Source organism: Prevotella sp. oral taxon 306 str. F0472 (genome assembly GCF_000257925.1).
GTDB lineage: Bacteria > Bacteroidota > Bacteroidia > Bacteroidales > Bacteroidaceae > Prevotella > Prevotella vespertina.
On record NZ_AJIN01000017.1, the window covers coordinates 15,235 to 35,567 of the forward strand.

Sequence of the window (20,333 nt, forward strand, 5' to 3'; positions counted from 1 at the left end):
TCTTCTTGATTGTAAATACCCACATAGAATGCTCGGCATAAGCCCCTCATCGACTATAAAAGTTCAATAAGATATGAAGAAAATAACACTCGCATATAGTCTTATAACCCTCCTTCTCCTATCGTTAGTGTCGTGTGCTAAGATGGGACAACCCGATGGTGGATGGTTTGATGAGACACCTCCTAAGGTCGTTGGAGCCTCTCCCTCTGATCGAGCAACCGATGTAAACAGTAAGAAAGTGAACATCTTTTTCGATGAGTTCATCAAGTTAGAGAACGCATCAGAGAAGGTTGTTGTGTCTCCACCACAGCTAGAAGCACCAGAGATAAAGGCTCAAGGCAAGCATATCTCCGTCGCTTTGCAAGACAAACTACAGCCGAATACAACCTACACTATCGACTTCTCGGATGCAATCTCCGATAACAACGAGGGCAATCCACTAGGTAATTACACTTACAGCTTCTCTACTGGCGATCATATTGATACTCTCGAAGTATCTGGCTATGTGTTGGAAGCAGAGAATCTGGAGCCTATCAAGGGGATACTTGTGGGTCTTTACAGCAATCAGAGTGACACTGCTTTCCAGAAACTACCGATGTTGCGCGTCTCAAGAACCGATAGTCGGGGGCACTTTGTGATACGTGGTGTTGCTAAAGGAGACTATCGCATCTATGCACTAAAGGATGCGGACGGCAATTACATGTACAATCAAAAGAGTGAGGAGATTGCTTTCACACCTGAAGTTATCATGCCTTCGTGGAAGCCGGACATACGACAAGACACGCTATGGACGGACTCTTTGCACATCAAAGACATTAAGCAGGTGCCTTACACCCACTTTCTTCCAGACGACGTAACGCTCTCTGCCTTCACAGCTGTACAAACAGATCGATACTTCATAAAGGCAGAAAGAAAGGATGCAGACCACTTCACGCTCTTCTTTAGCTATGGAGATGCGAGCCTACCACAGCTTACCCCACTGAATTTCAACGCTAAGGATGCCTTCTTGGAAGAGCCAAGTATGAACCAAGACACCATTACTTATTGGCTTCGTGACTCTGCGCTTATCAATCAAGACACCCTACGTATGAAGATGACTTACAATATGACGGACAGCACGGGGAGGCTTGTTCCACAGACCGAGACGCTTGAGCTACTCGCCAAAACACCTTATGCAAAGCGCTTGAAGAGCCAACAAGAGGAATACGACAAGTGGAAAAAGAAGCAAGATAAGGCTAAGGAACGTGGGAAAGCGTATGAGACAGCAATGCCAGCAAAGCCTCTTGATGTGAAATATAACGTCCCGTCGCAGATGAGTCCAGACCAGAATCTATCCTTCGAGATTGCTGCTCCAATAGAGAAGATCGATACTTCCAAGATACAACTCTATGAGAAGGTGGACAGCTCATGGTATCGAGCGAAGTACCAGTTGGGTACTGAACCCGGAAAACCACGTCAGTTACAACTCGTCAGTGCGTGGGATACGGGCAAAGAATACAGCTTGGAGCTTGATTCAGCAGCCTTCACGGATATCTACGGGAGGCTTTCTAAGAAGTACAAACAGGGTATTCGCATCCCTTCCATTGATGAGTATGGCACCTTGGTGATGTCTCTTGAGGGTATGAAGGGCAAGAACTGCCTCGTACAACTGCTCAACGAAAGCGATAAACCAGTAAGGGAAACAATCGCAAAAGACGATAAGGCGACCTTCTACTACATCAAGCCTGGCACGTACTACATGCGTCTCATTGTCGATGATAACGATAACGGCAAGTGGGACGGAGGTGATTATGCAACGCAGCGAGAGCCTGAGGCGGTGTATTACTACCCCAAATCCATAGAGTGCAAGGCGAAACGTGATGTGCAAGGAACGTGGAATCCACGCCTTCTACCGCTCTATCAACAGAAGCCTGGAGCAATTACTAAGCAGAAGGCAGATACGCAGCGTAAGGCAAGGAGTCGCAATCTGGAGCGTGCCCGCAGCCTCGGTATAGATCTCCCAAGCGAAGATATACTACAAGGGAAGGTAAAGATTAAGAAGGTAAAGGATAAGAGGTCTGAGCCTAAAAAGTAGATTTTCACCCAATCCTAAGCCTCATCTATACCCCCTCTTAATAACTAAAGAAATAAGAGAAAACCAGCTTTAAAAAACAAAGAGAGCCTTTCTTCAATTTGAAGAGAGGCTTTCTTTGCATCAAGGAGAGGCTCTCTTTGCCCTCAAAAGGGCGTTTCTTCATTTGTTGTGAGTTTATACGTCTATAACAGTTATAGCCTCATACAAGGTAAAGAAAGGGCTTAATGAAGCTTTCCAAGCATAAATGGCAAGTAGCGATAGACGATTGCTACAATACAGCTTGCCACTATGCAGACCAAAGCATAGGCTATCAGTACACTATAATAAGCTCCATGATAGCCTAAATCCACCTTCTCAAGTGCTAAAGATAAGCAAAGGGGAACACCTCCACAGACGAAATAATAAACAATACTATGCGCTCCAACCCACTCTAAAGGCTTACATCTTGGCAGTTGCTTACAAACATTGACAAGTAAGAAAATGCTCGTTAACATATCAAGAAAGAAGATGAAATAAGAGTCTATACCCATTGGGTATATCATCGTATGCACCCCTTTGCACGTTGCATAACCTTTTATTACTATAAGAAATATAAAGAGGAATGATGTGAATAATGGTGTGTTGATATGGTTGAAAACATCTTTTCGACATTGATAAAACCATCCGATATAAAGGAAAAGGACTGCTTGCAAGGCATTGTTGATACACCAAGGATAAGCAGTGGATTGTTTCGTTAAAAGTACCGAACCAACAAAAGCACAAGAAGAGAGAATGAATAAGGGTATAACTTTTCCACGAGTTATCCACAAGAAAAGGCTAAAAACAACTTCAGAAACTATTAAGGCAGCTATAAACCAAGAGGCTCGACCTGTCAAGATAGGTAATAATAAACTCTCCCAGTCTATACTATGACCATGTACAAAGGCTTTCGGAAGTGCCAAAACTATGGTAAAGAGAAAGTAAGGAAGAAGTAGACTGCGCCCTATCGAAGTCAGCTTGTGCCTCAAAGAAAAGCCTTGCTGTTTGTACATGAGGTATCCTGACAGAAAGAAAAAGACGATTAGAACATTCGAAACATACCAATCATAAGGAATAAGGTTACCTCCTGTATAATAGATTTCAGTATGGTCTAACAATATTGCCAACATACAGAAACCTCGCAGCATGTCTATCCAACGTTCCCTCTCTACCATCATTTGCTCTATTGACACCCCTCCATTATCAGTGTCCTTATAGTCAGATTATTATAAATTCACTAATATTTCCTCTCTATCTAACAATCGCCACCTTACAAACAACACCATTGTTGCCGTCTTCATCAGCACTTTCAACCATGTAAACACCCGATGCAACAGGTTTACCGAACTTGTCCTTGCCATCCCAAACAAAGCTACCACCATTGCTAGTACCTGCTGCAACGAGTACACCATTTGTAGTGACAATCTTCACATCAGCGTTCATTGAGAGTCCAACAATGGTGATTGAACCTGTATAACCGGGCTTAACTGGATTTGGATAAGCGTATGTTTTGTTCTCACTTGGTTGGTCGGATGGTGTCGTCGCATCGCTCATGTAAGAGCATAAACCCTTGTCCGTACCGAAGAAGACTTCGCCTGTTGCGTTGTTGATAGCGATAGAAAGGATATTATCCGATAGGAGCGGACTATTTGAAGAGAGGATGTGTTTCACCTGTGTCATATTATCGGCACTGATGAGATAAACACCATTTGCCTTTGTTCCAAACCATTTCCTGCCCCCTCCATCAATAGCCATACAGGTGACATCAATGCCCGACAGAAGATAATCGGCAAGGTTGGTACCATCGTTACGAGGCACTTTTACCTGCGTAAAAACGGCTGTTTCAGGGTTATCAATAGCCGAACGAGACAAGAGAAGTGGTCCTATAGTAGTGGTAACCCACACATCTCCATTCGACAAAGGTGTCACGCTATGGGGTACTAAGTCTAAGTTTGAACCATCCTCATTGACAAATCGAGTGAAAGAAAGCAACTTGTCGGTTGCTGGTTGGTAACAGAACAAAGCCGGATAGCCCCAGTGATCGTTACAGAACCATAAGTTGTTGCGGTTATCAAAGACCATACTTGTTAGGACTGAGCCCCCTACTCCATCCTTCATAAGGGCTGGCTTACTGAAAGAAGTCATCTGTCCATCAGCCGAAAGACGCAAGAGATTCTCTCTGGAGGCTTGACTATTTAATATCCAAAGGTCTCCTTTATTATCGAAACAAAGTCCATTAATAAGCACATAGTTGTTTCCTAACTCTCGTCCTCGGTCCATTGCGCCTTGTAACAAGCTGTTGTCTTTGTTATAATAAGTCTTTAACTGCCCACCAAGAAACTCATATAAGCCTGTTCTTCCACCAACAAATACATGGTTAGCATTGCGTGGATCGACTGCAAGAACATTGTTATCAAGATAGTCATAGCCCGTTTTTAACGATAGATTCTCTTGATAATTCGTCCACTCATCATCGTGTAGAATCTGTACAGCACCAGGTGTATTAGAATCTCCATAACCTGATTTAAACATACCAGGAACGGTATATAAGCGGTTATTAAGGTATTGAATATAGGTAAAACCATTATACTTTGGACCTCCGGGACTCAATGTTTTCGCTTGATTAAGGAGGTTTACAGCCATCGTCTTAGGTCTTGCCACATAGCCACCAACCCGTGTCCAGTTGTTCTTATCGAGCAAGTTTGCCGTTAACGGAGCACGATATAGCCCATTAGACTGGCTTGCGGCATAGATATAAGAACCATCCAGATAACTATAATTAACCGGGAAAGAGAGGTTGTAACTATCGCTTATTTCTGCCTTAGCAACATTGAGTTTGACAAGTCCGAAGCCTGTTGAGAGATAGCAATAAGCCCCATTCATATCAATACTATAGATAGTCTTGTCGGAAGTCAAAGCCTTTAAGTAATAGTCGGGTACGTTCGTAACGTTCCCCTTAGCGTCCATTAGGTCGATATTATTGTCTTCGTAGACAATAACAAGGCGCTTGGCAACTTCGTTCCAACCAATGAATCGGATGTCAATAGAGCTTAGTCCGTTCTGTTTATCGTATGTTTGAATACTTTGATCAGCCTTATTATAGGTGTAAAGGGCATTAGATGCAAGTACATATAACCGATTGCCTCCTTGCTCAACCCATTGTATGTTGGCATAAGAAAGGTAAGACTTCCATGTCCCAATACCTCCTGCAAAAGCAGAGAGAGAGGATATGAGAATGATAAAAGATAGGATAATTCGTTTTATTGTCATAGTGGGTTCTTGTCGAAATGAATATTATCTTGCTTGCTGCTCAAGGCTTATATAATACATGAGCTTATATACATTAAACAGAAAGACGCTTGGTTTATTGCCTTGCAAAAGCATCTTTACCTTCTCACCGAACAATTTATGAACTATTAGAATAGCCTTCACTAGATGAAATCGTACCATCCTATCTTTCATTTCTAACAACTTAGAATATCCTTTCAATAGCATCTGGTACTCATAAAGAGTTCGTAAAGACTCCTCCGTCTTATCTATAAACAAAGTGTTATTCTCATAGTCGGTTAGGGTTATGGGATTATTAATATGGGTTATCTGAACCCCGTTCTCTTCAAGAGCCTTACCCCACAATACATCTTCATAACCATAATGAGTGAGCTTCTCGTCAAATGGGTGTTGGACAAAGACCGCTCTTTTTACCATAAAGTTAGTAGTGCGGAAACTTTGAAAAGGTCTCTTCTGTCTATCACTCAAACTATTCTTTCGTTCGAAAGCACACTCATATTTATATCTAAGATTCCCTTTCCATTGTTCTGGATTGCCACCTATTTTGATGCCACCAACGACCACATCACCTTCTGCCTGCGTGTATCTACGAATGAAATCGGGGTTATCAAGGGATAAATCACCATCTATAAAGAGAATACAATCACCTTTTGATTGCGAGAAAAGGAAGTTGCGAATGGCTGACCGACCGACATTCTCCAGCCTTATAATATACCGCACGCCCTCTAACTGACCAATGACTTTGTTACACTCAACGATGTACTGATTCGTAGTATCAGCCATTGTCCCATCGTCAGCCACGATGATCTCATACGCAATACCACACTCCACACATTGCCGTTGTAGCTCTGTTACCAAAGCCACACAGCTACATTTATAAACAGGAAGGAGTATTGATAGCACGTAGAGGAATGCTTTAGCAAGATGAGGAAAGGTATTCTGCGAGCTTCTTAACGGCTCTTGCACGGTGAGAAATCTGATTCTTCACCTCTTCGCCAAGCTCTGCAAAGCTCTTGTCATAGCCTTCTGGAATGAAAATAGGGTCATATCCGAAGCCTTCTGTACCATGTTTCTCGGTTGCAATACGCCCTTCGACACGCCCTTCAAATTGATGTTCTACACCATTAATGATTAATGAGATAACCGTGCGGAAACGTGCTGTACGATCCTTAACATTCGACATCTTCGATAGCAACTTACGCATGTTTGCTTCGCTATCGTGGTCAGTTCCTTCAGCATAACGGGCTGAATGAACACCTGGTTCACCATTGAGTGAATCCACCTCAAGCCCCGTATCATCCGCAAAACAATCGTGGTTGTAATGCTCAACGATGTAGGTTGACTTTTGGCGAGCGTTCTCCTCCAATGTTAAACCCGTCTCTGGAATATCCTCATGACAGCCTATTTCAGCCAAAGAAACAATCTCGAAGTCCTTACCTAAGATGTCCTTGATCTCTTCTAACTTATGTTTATTATTCGTTGCAAATACTATTTTCATCTCAAAAAGCCATTTATTCTTTGTTTACAGGCACACTCTCAGCAGCTTGTTGCAGCTTCTCTATCTGCTTCCTCTTATCCTTCTTTGCCTTAATCTTTATCTGATCAAAGCCTTCGCCATACACTCCTATGACCGAACTCTGGCTTACGAAGGCTGTAGGGTCAACCATCTTGATAAGACGGAAGATAGTTTTACTCTCGTTCTTCTTCGCTAGTAAGCATATAACCTTCATGTCATTGCCTGTGTACCAACCATGTCCATCGAGTATAGTAAGGGCGTGCTCCGTCTCATCGACGATAGCTTTGGCTATTTCCTCATGTTTCCATGAGAAGATAAGGAACTGTACTGACTCCCTTCTCATGTTCATTACATGGTCAAGCATGAAGCATTCGATGAACATAGTGCAGTATCCAAAGACCATCTTATGCAATCGGTCGACCATAGAACCAAACTGCGGGAAGAAGAGACAACTACCTACTATCAATATATCGACGCCCATCAACACTTGTCCTAACGATATGTCGCGATACTTATTGACGCATGCTGCGATGATATCAGTGCCTCCCGTACTTCCATTATTTAAGAAGACGATGGCAAGACCAGTACCAGTTATACAACAGCCAATAATCAATGACATGAAATCCTGCCCCTCCCCAAGCACCTTAATGAAGTGTCCATGAGCATCAACAGGCATCAGGTCTTGTGCAAACTTCAGCATGAAATAGAGTGCGAAGATAGCATATATGGTCTTCATCATAAACTTGAAGCCCAGAATCTTTAGTGCGACAACCAACAGGGAGATGTTGATTATCATGTAAGTGTTCTCTATCTTGAATCCAGTTGCATAGTAAACAATGGCGGACATACCCGTTACTCCACCCGTAACAATCTCATAAGGAAGGAGGAAGATAGTGAAGGCAACGGCATAAAGAAGCAGTCCCATCGTAAGAAAGAGATAATCCTTTGCTTCTGAACGGATAAGCTGTTGATTAATAGTCATAGGTCTTAAAAGGTATATAGAGGGGATGTGTGCAGTGTAAACACACATCCTCTCTGGTTTAGATATTAGTTACTTACAAACGATGTTGATAATCTTTCGAGGTACAACGATGGTCTTTACGATTGTTTTACCATCTATGTAATGCTTACTGCGGTCGTCTGCTAATGCGCACTTCTCGATGTCTTCCTTTGTAGCATCAGCTGGGAAAGTCATTTGGAAACGTGCTTTACCATTGAAAGAAACTGTCAGTTGCACCTCATTCTCCACTAGGTAAGACTCGTCCCAAGCTGGCCAAGTGGCATCACAAACGCTCTTTGTCTCACCACCCAACTGCTCCCACAACTCTTCTGCCATGTGTGGTGCAAATGGCGCAATGACAATTACCAGCTTTTTCAACAGTTCCTTGTTAGCGCACTTCTGCTGACTTAGCTCATTAACACATATCATGAACGCTGAAATAGCAGTGTTGTAAGAGAACTGCTCGATGTCTCCTGTCACCTTCTTGATAAGCTTGTGCACACTCTTCAACGACTCCTTCGATGGCTCCTCATCGTTCAGTTCCTGTTGATAAAGCTTCCAGAACTTCTTTAAGAAGCGGAAACATCCATCAATACCATTGGTATCCCAAGGCTTACTAGCCTCTACCGGACCTAAGAACATCTCGTAGAGACGAAGTGTATCAGCGCCATACTGCTCCACAATATCATCTGGATTGACAACGTTGAACATGGACTTTGACATCTTCTCTATCGCCCAACCACACTTGTAAACAGCATTACCTGCGGTACTATCATTCGATGTTCTATCAGCCGACTTACTACCATCTTCGAAGATAAACTCGGCATCTTTGTATTCAGGACGCCATGCCTTGAAAGCCTCAACATCGAGTACATCAGCATGAACAATATTCACATCGACATGGATAGGAGTCGTTTCATACTTGTCTTTCAGCCCTAAGCTAACAAAGACAGGAGCCTTTGAGTGGTCATCGGAATTGATTCGATAAACAAAGTTAGAGCGTCCTTGAATCATACCCTGGTTCACTAACTTCTCGTATGGTTCGTCTTTACAACTGCAACCAATATCGAATAAGAACTTATTCCAGAATCTGCTGTATATCAAGTGACCAGTGGCATGCTCGGTACCACCCACATATAAGTCCACATTCTGCCAATACTCATCAGCCTCGCGACCCACAAGTGCATCGTTATTATGCGGATCCATGTAGCGAAGATAGTATGCCGAACTACCTGCGAAACCTGGCATTGTATTCAACTCAAGCGGGAATACGGTCTCATCATCTACTAATGACTTATCAACAACCTTGTTTTCTTTCTCGCTCCAAGCCCACATCTTCGCACGACCCAATGGTGGTTCGCCACTCTCAGTAGGCTCATATTTATCTATCTCAGGCAACTCCAACGGCAAGCAGTCCGTTGGTACCATGTAAGGCATCCCTTTCTTATAATAGACAGGGAATGGTTCTCCCCAATAGCGTTGGCGTGAGAAGATGGCATCACGCAGTCGGTAATTCACCTTCACACGTCCGATTCCTCTCTCACTAACAAACTTCTTTGTCTTTGCGATAGCCTCTTTCACCGTGAGCCCATTGAGAGAGAAACCCTCCAAAGCAGCCTCCTTGCCTTCCGCAGGAGAGTTAATAACGATTCCTTCTTTCGCATCGAAGCTCTCTTCCGACACGTCCGCGCCCTCAATCAGAGGTACGATTGGCAAGTTAAAGTGCTTTGCGAAGGCATAATCACGGCTGTCATGAGCAGGCACAGCCATAATTGCTCCAGTGCCATAGCCCGCTAATACGTATTCAGACACATATATAGGAAGCTGCTCACCAGTGAATGGATTAATACCATAAGAGCCTGAGAAGACACCCGTCACCTTACGATCTGACATTCGTTCAAGCTCTGTTCGCTTCTTTACATAAGCCAGATAATCCTCCACCTCAGCTTTCTGTGCATCCGAGGTAAGCTCTGCTACGAGTTCAGACTCTGGTGCAAGAACCATGAAAGTGACGCCAAACATTGTATCAGCACGCGTTGTGAAGATGGTAAACTTTCCTTCTTTCTGCCCTTCAGAACCATTTGGAGTAACATACTTAAACTCCACCTCTGTTCCTTCCGAGCGTCCTATCCAGTTCTTCTGGGTCTCTTTAATAGAATCAGACCAGTTTATTTTCTCTAAACCATCCAATAGTCTCTGGGCATAAGCAGACACTCTTAGGCACCACTGCTTCATCAGCTTTTGTACAACTGGGTATCCGCCACGCTCGCTAACACCATTGACAACCTCGTCATTAGCCAACACTGTACCCAAACCAGGGCACCAATTCACCATCGTCTCACCCAAGTAAGCAATGCGATAGTTCATCAGTTTCTCCTGTTGCTCATGCTCATCCATGCTCATCCAGTCGCGTGCTGAGAATACAAACTCCTCACTTTTAGCCACGTCGAGATTGAGAGTTCCCTCCTCTTCAAAGTGCTTTACGAGTTGAGAAATAGGTTGCGCCTTCTGCAAACGATTGTCGTAATAGGAGTTAAACATCTGTTCGAATGCCCATTGAGTCCAATGGTAATAATGCGGGTCACACGTTCTTACCTCTCTATCCCAGTCAAATGAGAAGCCAATCTTATCCAGTTGCTCACGGTAACGGGCTATGTTTTTCTTCGTCGTAACCTCTGGGTGCTGTCCAGTCTGTATGGCATACTGCTCTGCGGGGAGCCCATAAGCATCGTAACCCATAGGGTTTAAGACGTTAAAACCATTGAGTCTCTTATAGCGAGCATATATATCACTGGCTATATAACCCAACGGGTGACCCACATGTAAGCCTGCCCCAGATGGGTAAGGGAACATGTTTAGCACGTAGAACTTCTGTTTATTCTTATCTTCAACAACCTTGTAAGTCTTCAAATCAACCCACTTCTGTTGCCATTTCTGCTCAATGTCTCTGAAGTTGTATTCCATTCTTTTCACTTGTTATAACTAATGTGCAAATTTACAAAAAGTATTCGATACTAATGCTATTTACCGGTCTTTAATTCGCTTAACGACCAACGATTAAAACACTAAAAAAGCCTCACCCCCAACCACTCTCCGAATGGAGAGGGGAGTGAATAGCGTTATTTACAAACAAAAAAGGCGTCTCTTCACATCAAGGAAACGCCCTCTTCGCATGGAAGAAACGCCCTCTTCAAAACAAAGAAGGCGTCTCTTTGTCTTTACCCCTGCTGTTACAGCTAACGAGGCATTGCATCGTTACACCCCGACCTGCCGTCCCCTTGCTGGCTTCCGTTAGGCACTCCCCTCCTTGGGAGGGGTTGGGAAAGGTAAAAAAACGTAAAAAAACAAGTAGTAACTATTGACAAGTTGAAAGAAAAAACATATCTTTGTCTCCGATTATTAACTATATCTTAGAAAGGATACCATTATGAGAAGAAACGCCATCCTACTATCAATAATCCTCTTCTTGACAACCCCTTTATCGGCACAAGAAGCCACTAAGAGTGACACAACGAAGACGCAAAAGTTGAAAGAAGTCGTTGTGACGCATCAAAAACAGCTGATTAAGAATGATATTGACAAGCTGACTTACAACGTGAAAGACGATGTGACGGCACAAACGAAGAACACGTTAGAGGTGCTGAAAAAGGTTCCTTTCGTCACTGTCGATGGTCAGGACAATATCAAAGTACAAGGTTCTACGAACTTCAAAGTATATAAGAACGGGCACCCCGACCCTGCTTTTGCAGGGCAAAGTCTCAAAGAGATACTGAAAGCAATGCCTGCTTCTACCATCAAGAGGATTGAGGTTATCACCGATCCCGGTGCTAAGTATGATGCCGAAGGGACGTCAACTATACTCAACATCGTAACGATGAGCAATGTACGCATGCAAGGATTATCAGGCAATATACAAACAAATGTAAGTTCATACGGCTCTGTTGGACTTGGAACAACGCTCACTACGCAGGTGGGAAAGCTCACTACTACCATTAACTACATGGAATATTATCAGGCAGGGAAGCAAACGGAAAGAGAGGTAGAAAGCTCGTTTACATACCTCAAGACGGGTGAGAAATCTCTTGAAAAGAGTCACCACGCCACGAGTGGGAACATTCATATCGGTAACGTCAGTGCCAGTTATGAGCTTGACTCACTGAATCTCTTGACTGCATCGGCCTCTCTTTTCGGTTATAAGGTGGGCAATACGATTATATCGAACTATAAACGATGGGACAAGAACAACCATCTTCTCTATCAATATGATGAATCCACAACGATACCTCACTACTCTTATTTCAACATCGGAGGGCGATTAGACTATCAGCACAAGACTCACTTGGATGGAGAAGTGCTCACACTGTCTTACATGTTGGCTGCTACACGAAATAGGAAGACCAATCACATAGAGTTAAGTAACCTTGTGAATGCACCCTTCAACTACACTGCTTGTGACTTACACTCGCGTGAGCGATTCACGGAACACACCTTCCAACTGGATTACGTGCGCCCCTTTGGTAAACAGCATAAGCTCGAAAGCGGTCTAAAATACATCCTTCGCAACAATAACAGTCACACACGTACAGATTACACAGGCTCTATGCCGAACGAAGACAAGGAGTTTAAGCATAACACACAGGTGGCTGCTGCCTATCTGTCTTACCTCTTTACGGCTGGTAATTGGTCTGCTCGAGCTGGCTTGAGATATGAGTATAGCTACATGAAAGCCGAGTTTCCAGATGGAAGCGCAACCGGTTTCCATGCCAATCTCTATGACTGGGTGCCCTCCGCAAGCGTTCAATACAAGATAACAGACGCCCAAACGCTAAAGTTCAGTTATAGTACAAGCATCAATAGACCTGGTATCAAGTATCTTAATCCGGCTGTTGTTCGCACACCAAACTATGTATCTTATGGTAATGCCAACTTAGGAAGTAGTCATAACCAGAAGCTCCAAATGACCTATACATTAATCACTCCGAAACTGACATGGAGCTTCACTCCTTATTACTCCTTCACTAATAACGATATAACAGGAACCCGTTACACTGATGGACAGGATATTGTTGCAACATACGATAACGTTATGAAGAAGAGAAGTCTGGGTGTCTCTTCTTACATGCAATGGCAACCTTTCACGGGAACGAGCCTTAGTTTGAATGGTTCGGTTAATTATTCACGAATCAGCATCCCCTCTCCTTCGATAAAGAACAGGGGCTGCTGGGGGGATATATACTTCGATGTGGAACAGAAGTTACCATGGAAATTGACTTTCGAGGCGAACCTTTATGTGCAATTCGGACGCCCTGTATATACGCCTTACCTATATGGGGAACACTGGAACAACTATGTATTCAATCTTACCAGACGTTTCCTCAAAGATAAACTCACCCTTACACTTTATAGCAAAATGCCTTTCACGAAACGACAGGAGTATAACACGCGTACCGTGAAAGGAGACTTTATAGGTCAAGAAAAGTCTTGGGATAAGCCAAGAGAGTTCGGTATTAGCCTCTCATGGAACTTCGGAAAGCTGCGTGCAAACGTGAAGAAAGTTGATAGGAGCATAAAGAATGATGACTTAGTGGGCGGTACGAAGCAATAGAGAGGGCTATCAGAAGTGAGCAAAAATTTGCTTATTAATATAAAAAGGAGTATCTTTGCGAAAAACAAAGATACTCCTTTCTATATATGGCGACACATCCCTTATGGTCTGACGACTACTGGTTACTCCTCCTCCAGCTGTATTTAAAGAAGCCGGAGGGCATGAAGCCAATGTATTCCCATGCGTTGGTAGAGCTTAGTTTGGAACTTCATATACCGCCAAAGAGCCTCTATGAACAGCAATTCAAGCTGCGCCACCGTGACACACCAGTGTTACAACTTATCTGGGAAACCTACGCTGAGAACACACGCAAGCTCAATAAGGATGTGAAGAAACTGCGTTCAATGAAGGGATTCGGCAAAGCGAAGGAGTTTTATAATGGTGTGCAACTAAGGGAAACATTTGAGCATGACTTCCTTCCAATAGATGGTTATAATGAATTGAGACCTTTCATGCTCGTGATAATATTAGATCTTTACTTCCGACTGACGCCTATCACGATGGTAGAAGAGACTCCCGAGATACGAGAAATGGCTAAGTTGATGAAGATAAAGGCCCATTCAGTGGTGGAGGTAATGGATGCCTTTCAGTTTTGTGACCCTTATCTCAATCGCGAAGAACTAATGATTACACCCCTGTTATTGCCTTGTCAGGATATATGGAACCGATATGGTAATGATAACCCAGATAGACTTTCTGCCCTAGCTGCACAATTAAAAGATTACTTCCAGTGATTTTCATGCTTTTTTTTAGTACTTTTGTAGCGTAATTCAGGTATAGTAATGGCACAAGAACAAGTACAGATTCAGACCCAAAAACAGCAACAGGTGCAGCGTCTCTCACAGCAACAAATGTTGCAAGTGAAGCTCTTAGAGATGCCACTCACCGAACTGGAAGAGTCTGTGAACGCCGAGTTAGATGATAACCCAGCGTTAGAAGCAGGCGGAGAGGAGTCTGATAGCATTGATACAAACGATTCCGTAGAACAGAGAGAGGATGATGATTTCGACTCACAACAGGAACGTGAGGAGAGACAAGACGCCCTTGACTCTGCTTTGGAACGTATGCAATCGGATGACGACTTGCCGACTTACGATTCAAGACAGCAACGCAACAATGCTGACTATGAGGAGATTGTTTACGGAGATACCACTTCCTTTATCGATAAACTCAATGAGCAAGTGGGCGAACTGGAGCTAACTGAACGGCAAAGGGATATTCTGGAGTATCTTATTGGTAGTTTGGACGATGATGGACTACTGCGGAAAGACTTGGACACCATCAGTGATGAACTTGCAATCTACCATGGTATTGATGCTACAACACAGGAGATTGAGGATGTACTAAAGCTATTGCAGGACTTTGATCCAGCTGGTATCGGTGCCAGAAGTTTGCAGGAATGTTTGTTACTACAAGTAGAACGAAAGGTTGAAAACGGCGAGTGGAAACGCAACGGACAGTTATATCAATATGTGAAACAGGTTCTCACACGCCATTTCGATGCTTTCACGAAGAAGCATTGGGATAAGATTAAGGTTGCAATGGGGCTCTCTGATCTTCAAGTGGAGACCTTGCAAAAGGAGATACGCAAGTTAAATCCAAAGCCGGGAGCGTCTATGGGGGAAACACAAGGGCGTAACCTGCAACAGATAACACCTGACTTTATCATCGAAACAGAGGATGATGGCACCATTACCTTTAGTCTTAATCATGGTAATCTACCTGAGTTACACGTCTCACCGAGCTTTAATGAGATGCTGGCAGCCTATCGGAACAATAAAGCGGGTATGAATCGACAAGAGAAGGAAGCCTTGCTTTATGCCAAAGAGAAGGTTGATAAGGCACAAGGATTCATTGAGGCAGTGAAGCAAAGACGCCATACTCTACAAGTAACAATGCGTGCTATCATTGATATTCAGCGTAAATTCTTCCAAGACGGGGATGAGGCTGAATTGAAGCCAATGATTCTTAAGGATATAGCTGACCGCACCGGACTAGATATCTCGACGATTTCTCGAGTGAGCAACATCAAGTATGCGCAAACAAAGTGGGGCACTTTCCCACTTAGGTTCTTCTTCTCTGATAGCTACACAACCACTGATGGCGAGGAAATGTCTACTCGGAAGATCAAGATAGCACTGCGAGATCTAATCAAGGAAGAGGATAAGAGTAAGCCTCTTAGCGATGACGCATTAGCAAAACAACTAAAGGAAAAGGGCTTCCCGATTGCTCGGCGCACGGTTGCTAAGTATCGAGAACAACTGGGCTTACCGGTTGCAAGGCTTAGAAAAGAATGATTGTAAAGGTATTAGAAGAACCATTTGAGATGAATGAAAAGAATATTATATTAACCGCAAGAGTAGTGAGTATGGTGCTCACACCCTTTTACTTACCCGTAGTAGGCATTCTTGCTATCTTTACCTTCAGCTATCTTAGCATGTTCCCGTGGCAAGCTAAGCTCTCTTATATCCTATTGGTTTATGCCTTTACAGTGCTTTTTCCCACCATTCTTATCCATCTCTACCGTCAGTATCAGGGGTGGACTCCTATACAATTAGGGCAGAAAGAGAAGCGAGTAGTACCTTATATATTATCCATTGTGTGCTATTTTACGTGCTTCTACATCATGAACTTACTTCATCTACCGCACATGCTGACCTCGATACTCATAGTTGCTCTGGTCATACAGATACTCTGCGCCATCATTAATATATGGTGGAAAATATCGACGCATACGGCAGCTATTGGTGGAGTAACAGGTTCTTTGATAGCCTTCTCATTGATGTATAACTTTGATCCAATGTGGTGGCTATGCCTTACACTGATAGTTTCTGGAATGGTTGGAAGCAGTAGGATGATTCTAAGACAGCACACTTTAGAACAAGTGACATCGGGTTTCTTCCTTGGTATCATCAGTTCCTTCCTTACGATTATAAACTTATAAGTAAACGAGATAAGCATCAACTCATCTAAAACAAGAATTAAATATGAAGCCATTAGTTAGTATTATCATGGGTTCGACAAGCGACTTACCAGTAATGGAAAAGGCTTGTAAGTGGTTAGAACAGCAAGAGATTCCTTTCGAAGTGAATGCTCTTTCAGCACACAGAACGCCTGATGCCGTTGAAACCTTTGCTAAAGAAGCTAAGGGAAGAGGTGTAAAAGTTATCATCGCAGGTGCTGGTATGGCAGCAGCCTTACCTGGTGTCATTGCCGCATCAACCCCATTACCAGTCATCGGAGTGCCTATCAAGGGTATGCTTGATGGTCTCGATGCGATGTTATCGATAATTCAAATGCCTCCAGGGATACCTGTTGCAACCGTAGGAGTTAATGGCGCACAGAATGCGGCGATACTTGCTGCAGAGATGATAGCGCTTGGTAACGATGCTATTGCACAAAAGATCGATAACTGGAAGGCGTCTTTAGGACAAAAGATAGAGAAGGCTAATAAGGAACTAGCAGCCATTCAGGACTATAAGTATAAGTGCTAAGCAACTTTATTAGCCGTAACTCATCATTCAAAACTCATCCTTCATGATTGTTAGAATTACTTACTAAGCATAGAGAGAGGTATGAGTTTTGAGTGATGGGGTATGAATTAAGAAGATAAAAGACAATGATTGATTTATTTAACTATGCCAGGAGGAAGACCACGGTAGCCCATGTTGGGGCATTGAACATCGGTGGTGAGAATCCAGTTCGTATACAGTCTATGACCACAACATCCACTGATGACACAGAAGGAAGTGTGGCTCAAGCCAAAAGAATCATTGATGCTGGGGGCGAACTCGTGCGCCTTACCACACAAGGAAAGCGTGAGGCAGAGAACTTACAACATATCAATGCTGGGTTGAGAGCTGCTGGTTACAACACACCTCTGTGTGCCGACGTTCACTTCAATGCGAATGTTGCAGATGTAGCAGCGCTCTATGCAGAGAAAGTACGTATCAATCCAGGTAATTATGTGGACCCTGCTCGAACATTCAAAAAGCTTGAATATACTGATGAAGAGTATGCGCAGGAGTTGAAGAAGATTGAGGATCGACTCGTTCCATTCATCAATATCTGTAAAGAAAACCATACGGCAGTACGCATAGGAGTAAATCATGGTAGCTTATCAGACCGCATTCGCAATCGATATGGCGATACTCCGGAGGGCATAGTGGCAAGTTGTATGGAGTTCCTACGCATCTTTCGCAAGTATAACTTCCATGATGTCGTTATCTCCATCAAGTCTTCTAATACCGTAGTGATGGTTCGCTCTGTCCGATTATTAGTTTCCGAGATGGAGAAAGAGGGCATGACTTACCCATTGCACTTAGGTGTTACCGAGGCTGGAGAGGGTGAAGACGGTCGTATTAAGAGTGCAGTTGGTATTGGCGCATTGCTTGCTGATGGCATAGGAGACACCATTCGCGTATCGTTAAGTGAGGAACCTGAATGTGAGATACCCGTTGCCAAGTACCTTGCATGGTATCTTCGCCGTCACGAGAAACATCTTCTTATCCCAGGAGAAGCCTATACTGGCTTTGATTATTTGCGTCCTGTACGTCGTAAGACAGTGCCTGCTGGTAACATAGGAGGCGATAACGTGCCCGTTGTCATTGCTACTCGTCACCCTAAACAAGCTGCTGTTGAGGTTTCATCAGCCGAGTTGCCGAGTCCAGACTACATCTATGTGCAGGGCGAACTACCAGAGAAACAAGAGAAGAAACAAAGGTATATCCTCGATTATGATGCCTATATGAATCTTGCCAATAGTGGTTGTCAATCGTTGGAGAACGTTTATCCCATCTTTCCAGTTACTGGTATGCCTTTCATCAGTGCAATTAATAAGGATGTGAAGTTCCTTGTTTTGAAGTTCGGAACACCTTCCGAGGAGTTCTTAGCATGCTTGAAAGCTCATCCAGAGGTAGTTGTTATCTGCATGACTAACCATCAGAACCGCCTTGGAGACCAACGCGCACTGGCTCATCAACTGATGATTGCTGGGGTGAAGAACCCTCTTATCTTCGCACAGATGTATCAACACTCTACGACGGATGCACCGATACAACCAGCCAATACGCCTACTTCGTTAATAGTTAGACCCAAAGAGCAATTCCAACTAGAAGCTGCTGCGGACATGGGAGCACTCATGATGGATGGACTCACCGATGGTTTATGGCTCATGAACAATGGAGATTTAGCACAGGAAGATGTGGAACAGACTGCTTTCGCTATTCTTCAGGCAGGCAGATTACGCATGGTTAAAACCGAATACATCTCTTGTCCAGGCTGCGGACGAACCCTCTACGACCTCAGAACCACCATTGCTCGCATCAAAGAAGCCACTAAAGGCATGAAAGGACTTAAAGTGGGTATCATGGGATGTATCGTTAATGGACCTGGAGAAATGGCTGATGCCGACTACGGATACGTTGGTGCTGGACCAAAGAAGGTGAGTCTCTATCGTAAACAAGAGTGTGTTGAACATAATATACCAGAAGAGGAAGCGGTCGAGCATCTACTTGCTTTGATAAAAGCAGACCAAGCAGAAAAGAATAAGTAATAGCTATCCCATCATCAAGAGAAGCCCCTTGAAAGGGGCTTTTTGTAATGAATTCATCATGTATAAGGCACTTGTATAGAGCAAATTAGGCGTATGTGTTAAAAATAGTAATAATGTTGATAAAGTAAAAAGGTAGTATATTAAACGCTTGTATCTTTCCTTTTAAAAGTCTATCTTTGCATCATGAAGGTACTAAAGAGGTTTATGATACAACACCTGAGACGCTACAATCTATCTATATTAGGCGCACAGGTAGGCGTATATGCAGCTCTTGTCTCCATTTGGACATTGGTCACCATGCTCCTAGAACATGATATCAACACCATTCAAGAGTCAATTCGCATCAACGCCTTAGTACTCTTCTTGCTCTTAATTGTCTTCATGATCAATTTCTATCTACTTGTTCCTTACTTCTTCGAAGCAAAAGATAGAATCAAACAATGGACTTTCTGGATCATCAACTTAGTGTTTATTATCCTCTGGGACAAGCAGTTTTTCAATATATATAACACCACACTGCCCTCCGAAACCACCCGAATTGGATTCTATCAGTTCGGTGTTCTATGGATGATACTCAACTATGCTATGGTCGTAGCAGCCATCTTTGTGCGGTATTATATACGTCACAACGCATTGAAAAGACAGCTAAGAGAACAGAAACAGAAGATGACAGAGGCTGAGCTAGCCTGGTTGAAGAACCAACTTAACCCTCATTTCCTCTTTAATACACTAAACAATATAGCGTCACTAACGCAGACTAGCCCTGCAAATGCACAACGGGCGATAGGTCAACTATCAGAGTTATTACGCTACACATTGTATGCTACGCAACCAAAAGAGGTGAGTTTAACAGGCGAAATAGCCTTTATCAAGAACTACATCAACCTCATGCGCCTTCGTTCGGGGGCTAATGTAGAGATAACCAGCCAGTTCACAATTCAGAACTCACAGCTATTAATAGCCCCATTGTTATTCCTTACGCCTGTTGAAAACGCTTTTAAACATGGTATCAGTGCAAGTAAACCATCGTTTATACACATCTCTATCATTGAAGAGAATGGTGACATCATCTTCTTATCAGAGAATAGTAACTATCCAAAGAACGCCACTGACAAGAGTGGGAAAGGCATTGGACTAGAGAATATGTGCCGTCGGTTAGAGTTAATATACCCCGAACACTATACGATACAACAGGTAATTGACCGCAATACCTACCGCACCAAGATTACTATCACACCTTATAAATAATAAAAGAAGGCTATATCTTGAGTGCAAATA

Annotated in this window: 15 protein-coding genes; 9 read left to right on the plus strand and 6 right to left on the minus strand. The window is 43.3% G+C overall.

Annotated features, from left to right (window positions below; genetic code table 11):
- Positions 1-73: 73 nt before the first annotated feature.
- Positions 74-2,074 carry an Ig-like domain-containing domain gene (locus HMPREF9969_RS02710; RefSeq protein ID WP_009434382.1) on the plus strand — a complete coding sequence of 667 codons (2,001 nt, stop codon included), beginning with the start codon at positions 74-76 and terminating at the stop codon, positions 2,072-2,074.
- A gap of 221 nt (positions 2,075-2,295) precedes the next feature.
- Here HMPREF9969_RS02710 and HMPREF9969_RS02715 read toward each other — a convergent pair whose 3' ends face one another.
- From HMPREF9969_RS02715 to HMPREF9969_RS02740, 6 genes are all read right to left on the minus strand, one after another.
- Positions 2,296-3,270 (minus strand): acyltransferase family protein, encoded by a 975-nt coding sequence (locus HMPREF9969_RS02715; RefSeq protein ID WP_036894774.1) that lies wholly within the window; start codon positions 3,268-3,270, stop codon positions 2,296-2,298.
- Positions 3,271-3,343: 73 nt separating this feature from the next.
- Positions 3,344-5,362, minus strand: coding sequence for a hypothetical protein (locus HMPREF9969_RS02720; RefSeq protein WP_009434379.1), 2,019 nt, complete (start codon positions 5,360-5,362; stop codon positions 3,344-3,346).
- Positions 5,363-5,386: 24 nt separating this feature from the next.
- Positions 5,387-6,283, minus strand: a complete 897-nt coding sequence (locus HMPREF9969_RS02725; RefSeq protein WP_009434331.1) for a glycosyltransferase family 2 protein — start codon at positions 6,281-6,283, stop codon at positions 5,387-5,389.
- A 13-nt stretch (positions 6,284-6,296) separates the two neighbouring features.
- Positions 6,297-6,878 carry a non-canonical purine NTP diphosphatase gene (locus HMPREF9969_RS02730; protein ID WP_009434381.1) on the minus strand — a complete coding sequence of 194 codons (582 nt, stop codon included), beginning with the start codon at positions 6,876-6,878 and terminating at the stop codon, positions 6,297-6,299.
- Positions 6,879-6,891: 13 nt separating this feature from the next.
- Positions 6,892-7,878 (minus strand): YitT family protein, encoded by a 987-nt coding sequence (locus HMPREF9969_RS02735; protein WP_009434354.1) that lies wholly within the window; start codon positions 7,876-7,878, stop codon positions 6,892-6,894.
- A gap of 69 nt (positions 7,879-7,947) precedes the next feature.
- Complete coding sequence (locus HMPREF9969_RS02740; RefSeq protein ID WP_009434362.1) at positions 7,948-10,860, minus strand: leucine--tRNA ligase; 2,913 nt, start codon at positions 10,858-10,860, stop codon at positions 7,948-7,950.
- A gap of 208 nt (positions 10,861-11,068) precedes the next feature.
- Between HMPREF9969_RS02740 and HMPREF9969_RS13265 the strand changes: the two genes are divergently transcribed.
- The 8 genes from HMPREF9969_RS13265 to HMPREF9969_RS02775 all read left to right on the plus strand — a co-directional run bounded on the left by HMPREF9969_RS13265 (position 11,069) and on the right by HMPREF9969_RS02775 (position 20,303).
- Positions 11,069-11,191 (plus strand): hypothetical protein, encoded by a 123-nt coding sequence (locus HMPREF9969_RS13265; protein ID WP_255346210.1) that lies wholly within the window; start codon positions 11,069-11,071, stop codon positions 11,189-11,191.
- 132 nt (positions 11,192-11,323) lie between these two features.
- Complete coding sequence (locus tag HMPREF9969_RS02745; RefSeq protein WP_009434343.1) at positions 11,324-13,501, plus strand: TonB-dependent receptor domain-containing protein; 2,178 nt, start codon at positions 11,324-11,326, stop codon at positions 13,499-13,501.
- An 86-nt stretch (positions 13,502-13,587) separates the two neighbouring features.
- The gene (locus tag HMPREF9969_RS02750; RefSeq protein ID WP_036894777.1) at positions 13,588-14,235 is read left to right on the plus strand and encodes a hypothetical protein; all 648 of its coding nucleotides are present in this window, start codon (positions 13,588-13,590) and stop codon (positions 14,233-14,235) included.
- A 48-nt stretch (positions 14,236-14,283) separates the two neighbouring features.
- Entirely contained in the window at positions 14,284-15,798 is a 1,515-nt protein-coding gene (gene rpoN, locus HMPREF9969_RS02755; protein ID WP_009434366.1) for an RNA polymerase factor sigma-54, read from the plus strand.
- A 29-nt stretch (positions 15,799-15,827) separates the two neighbouring features.
- Positions 15,828-16,445 carry a membrane protein gene (locus tag HMPREF9969_RS02760; protein ID WP_036894795.1) on the plus strand — a complete coding sequence of 206 codons (618 nt, stop codon included), beginning with the start codon at positions 15,828-15,830 and terminating at the stop codon, positions 16,443-16,445.
- 43 nt (positions 16,446-16,488) lie between these two features.
- Positions 16,489-16,995, plus strand: coding sequence for a 5-(carboxyamino)imidazole ribonucleotide mutase (purE, locus tag HMPREF9969_RS02765; RefSeq protein WP_004383071.1), 507 nt, complete (start codon positions 16,489-16,491; stop codon positions 16,993-16,995).
- Between the two features lie 125 nt (positions 16,996-17,120).
- Complete coding sequence (locus tag HMPREF9969_RS02770; protein ID WP_009434415.1) at positions 17,121-19,055, plus strand: 4-hydroxy-3-methylbut-2-en-1-yl diphosphate synthase; 1,935 nt, start codon at positions 17,121-17,123, stop codon at positions 19,053-19,055.
- Between the two features lie 183 nt (positions 19,056-19,238).
- The gene (locus HMPREF9969_RS02775) at positions 19,239-20,303 is read left to right on the plus strand and encodes a sensor histidine kinase (RefSeq protein WP_036894783.1); all 1,065 of its coding nucleotides are present in this window, start codon (positions 19,239-19,241) and stop codon (positions 20,301-20,303) included.
- Positions 20,304-20,333: the final 30 nt, after the last annotated feature.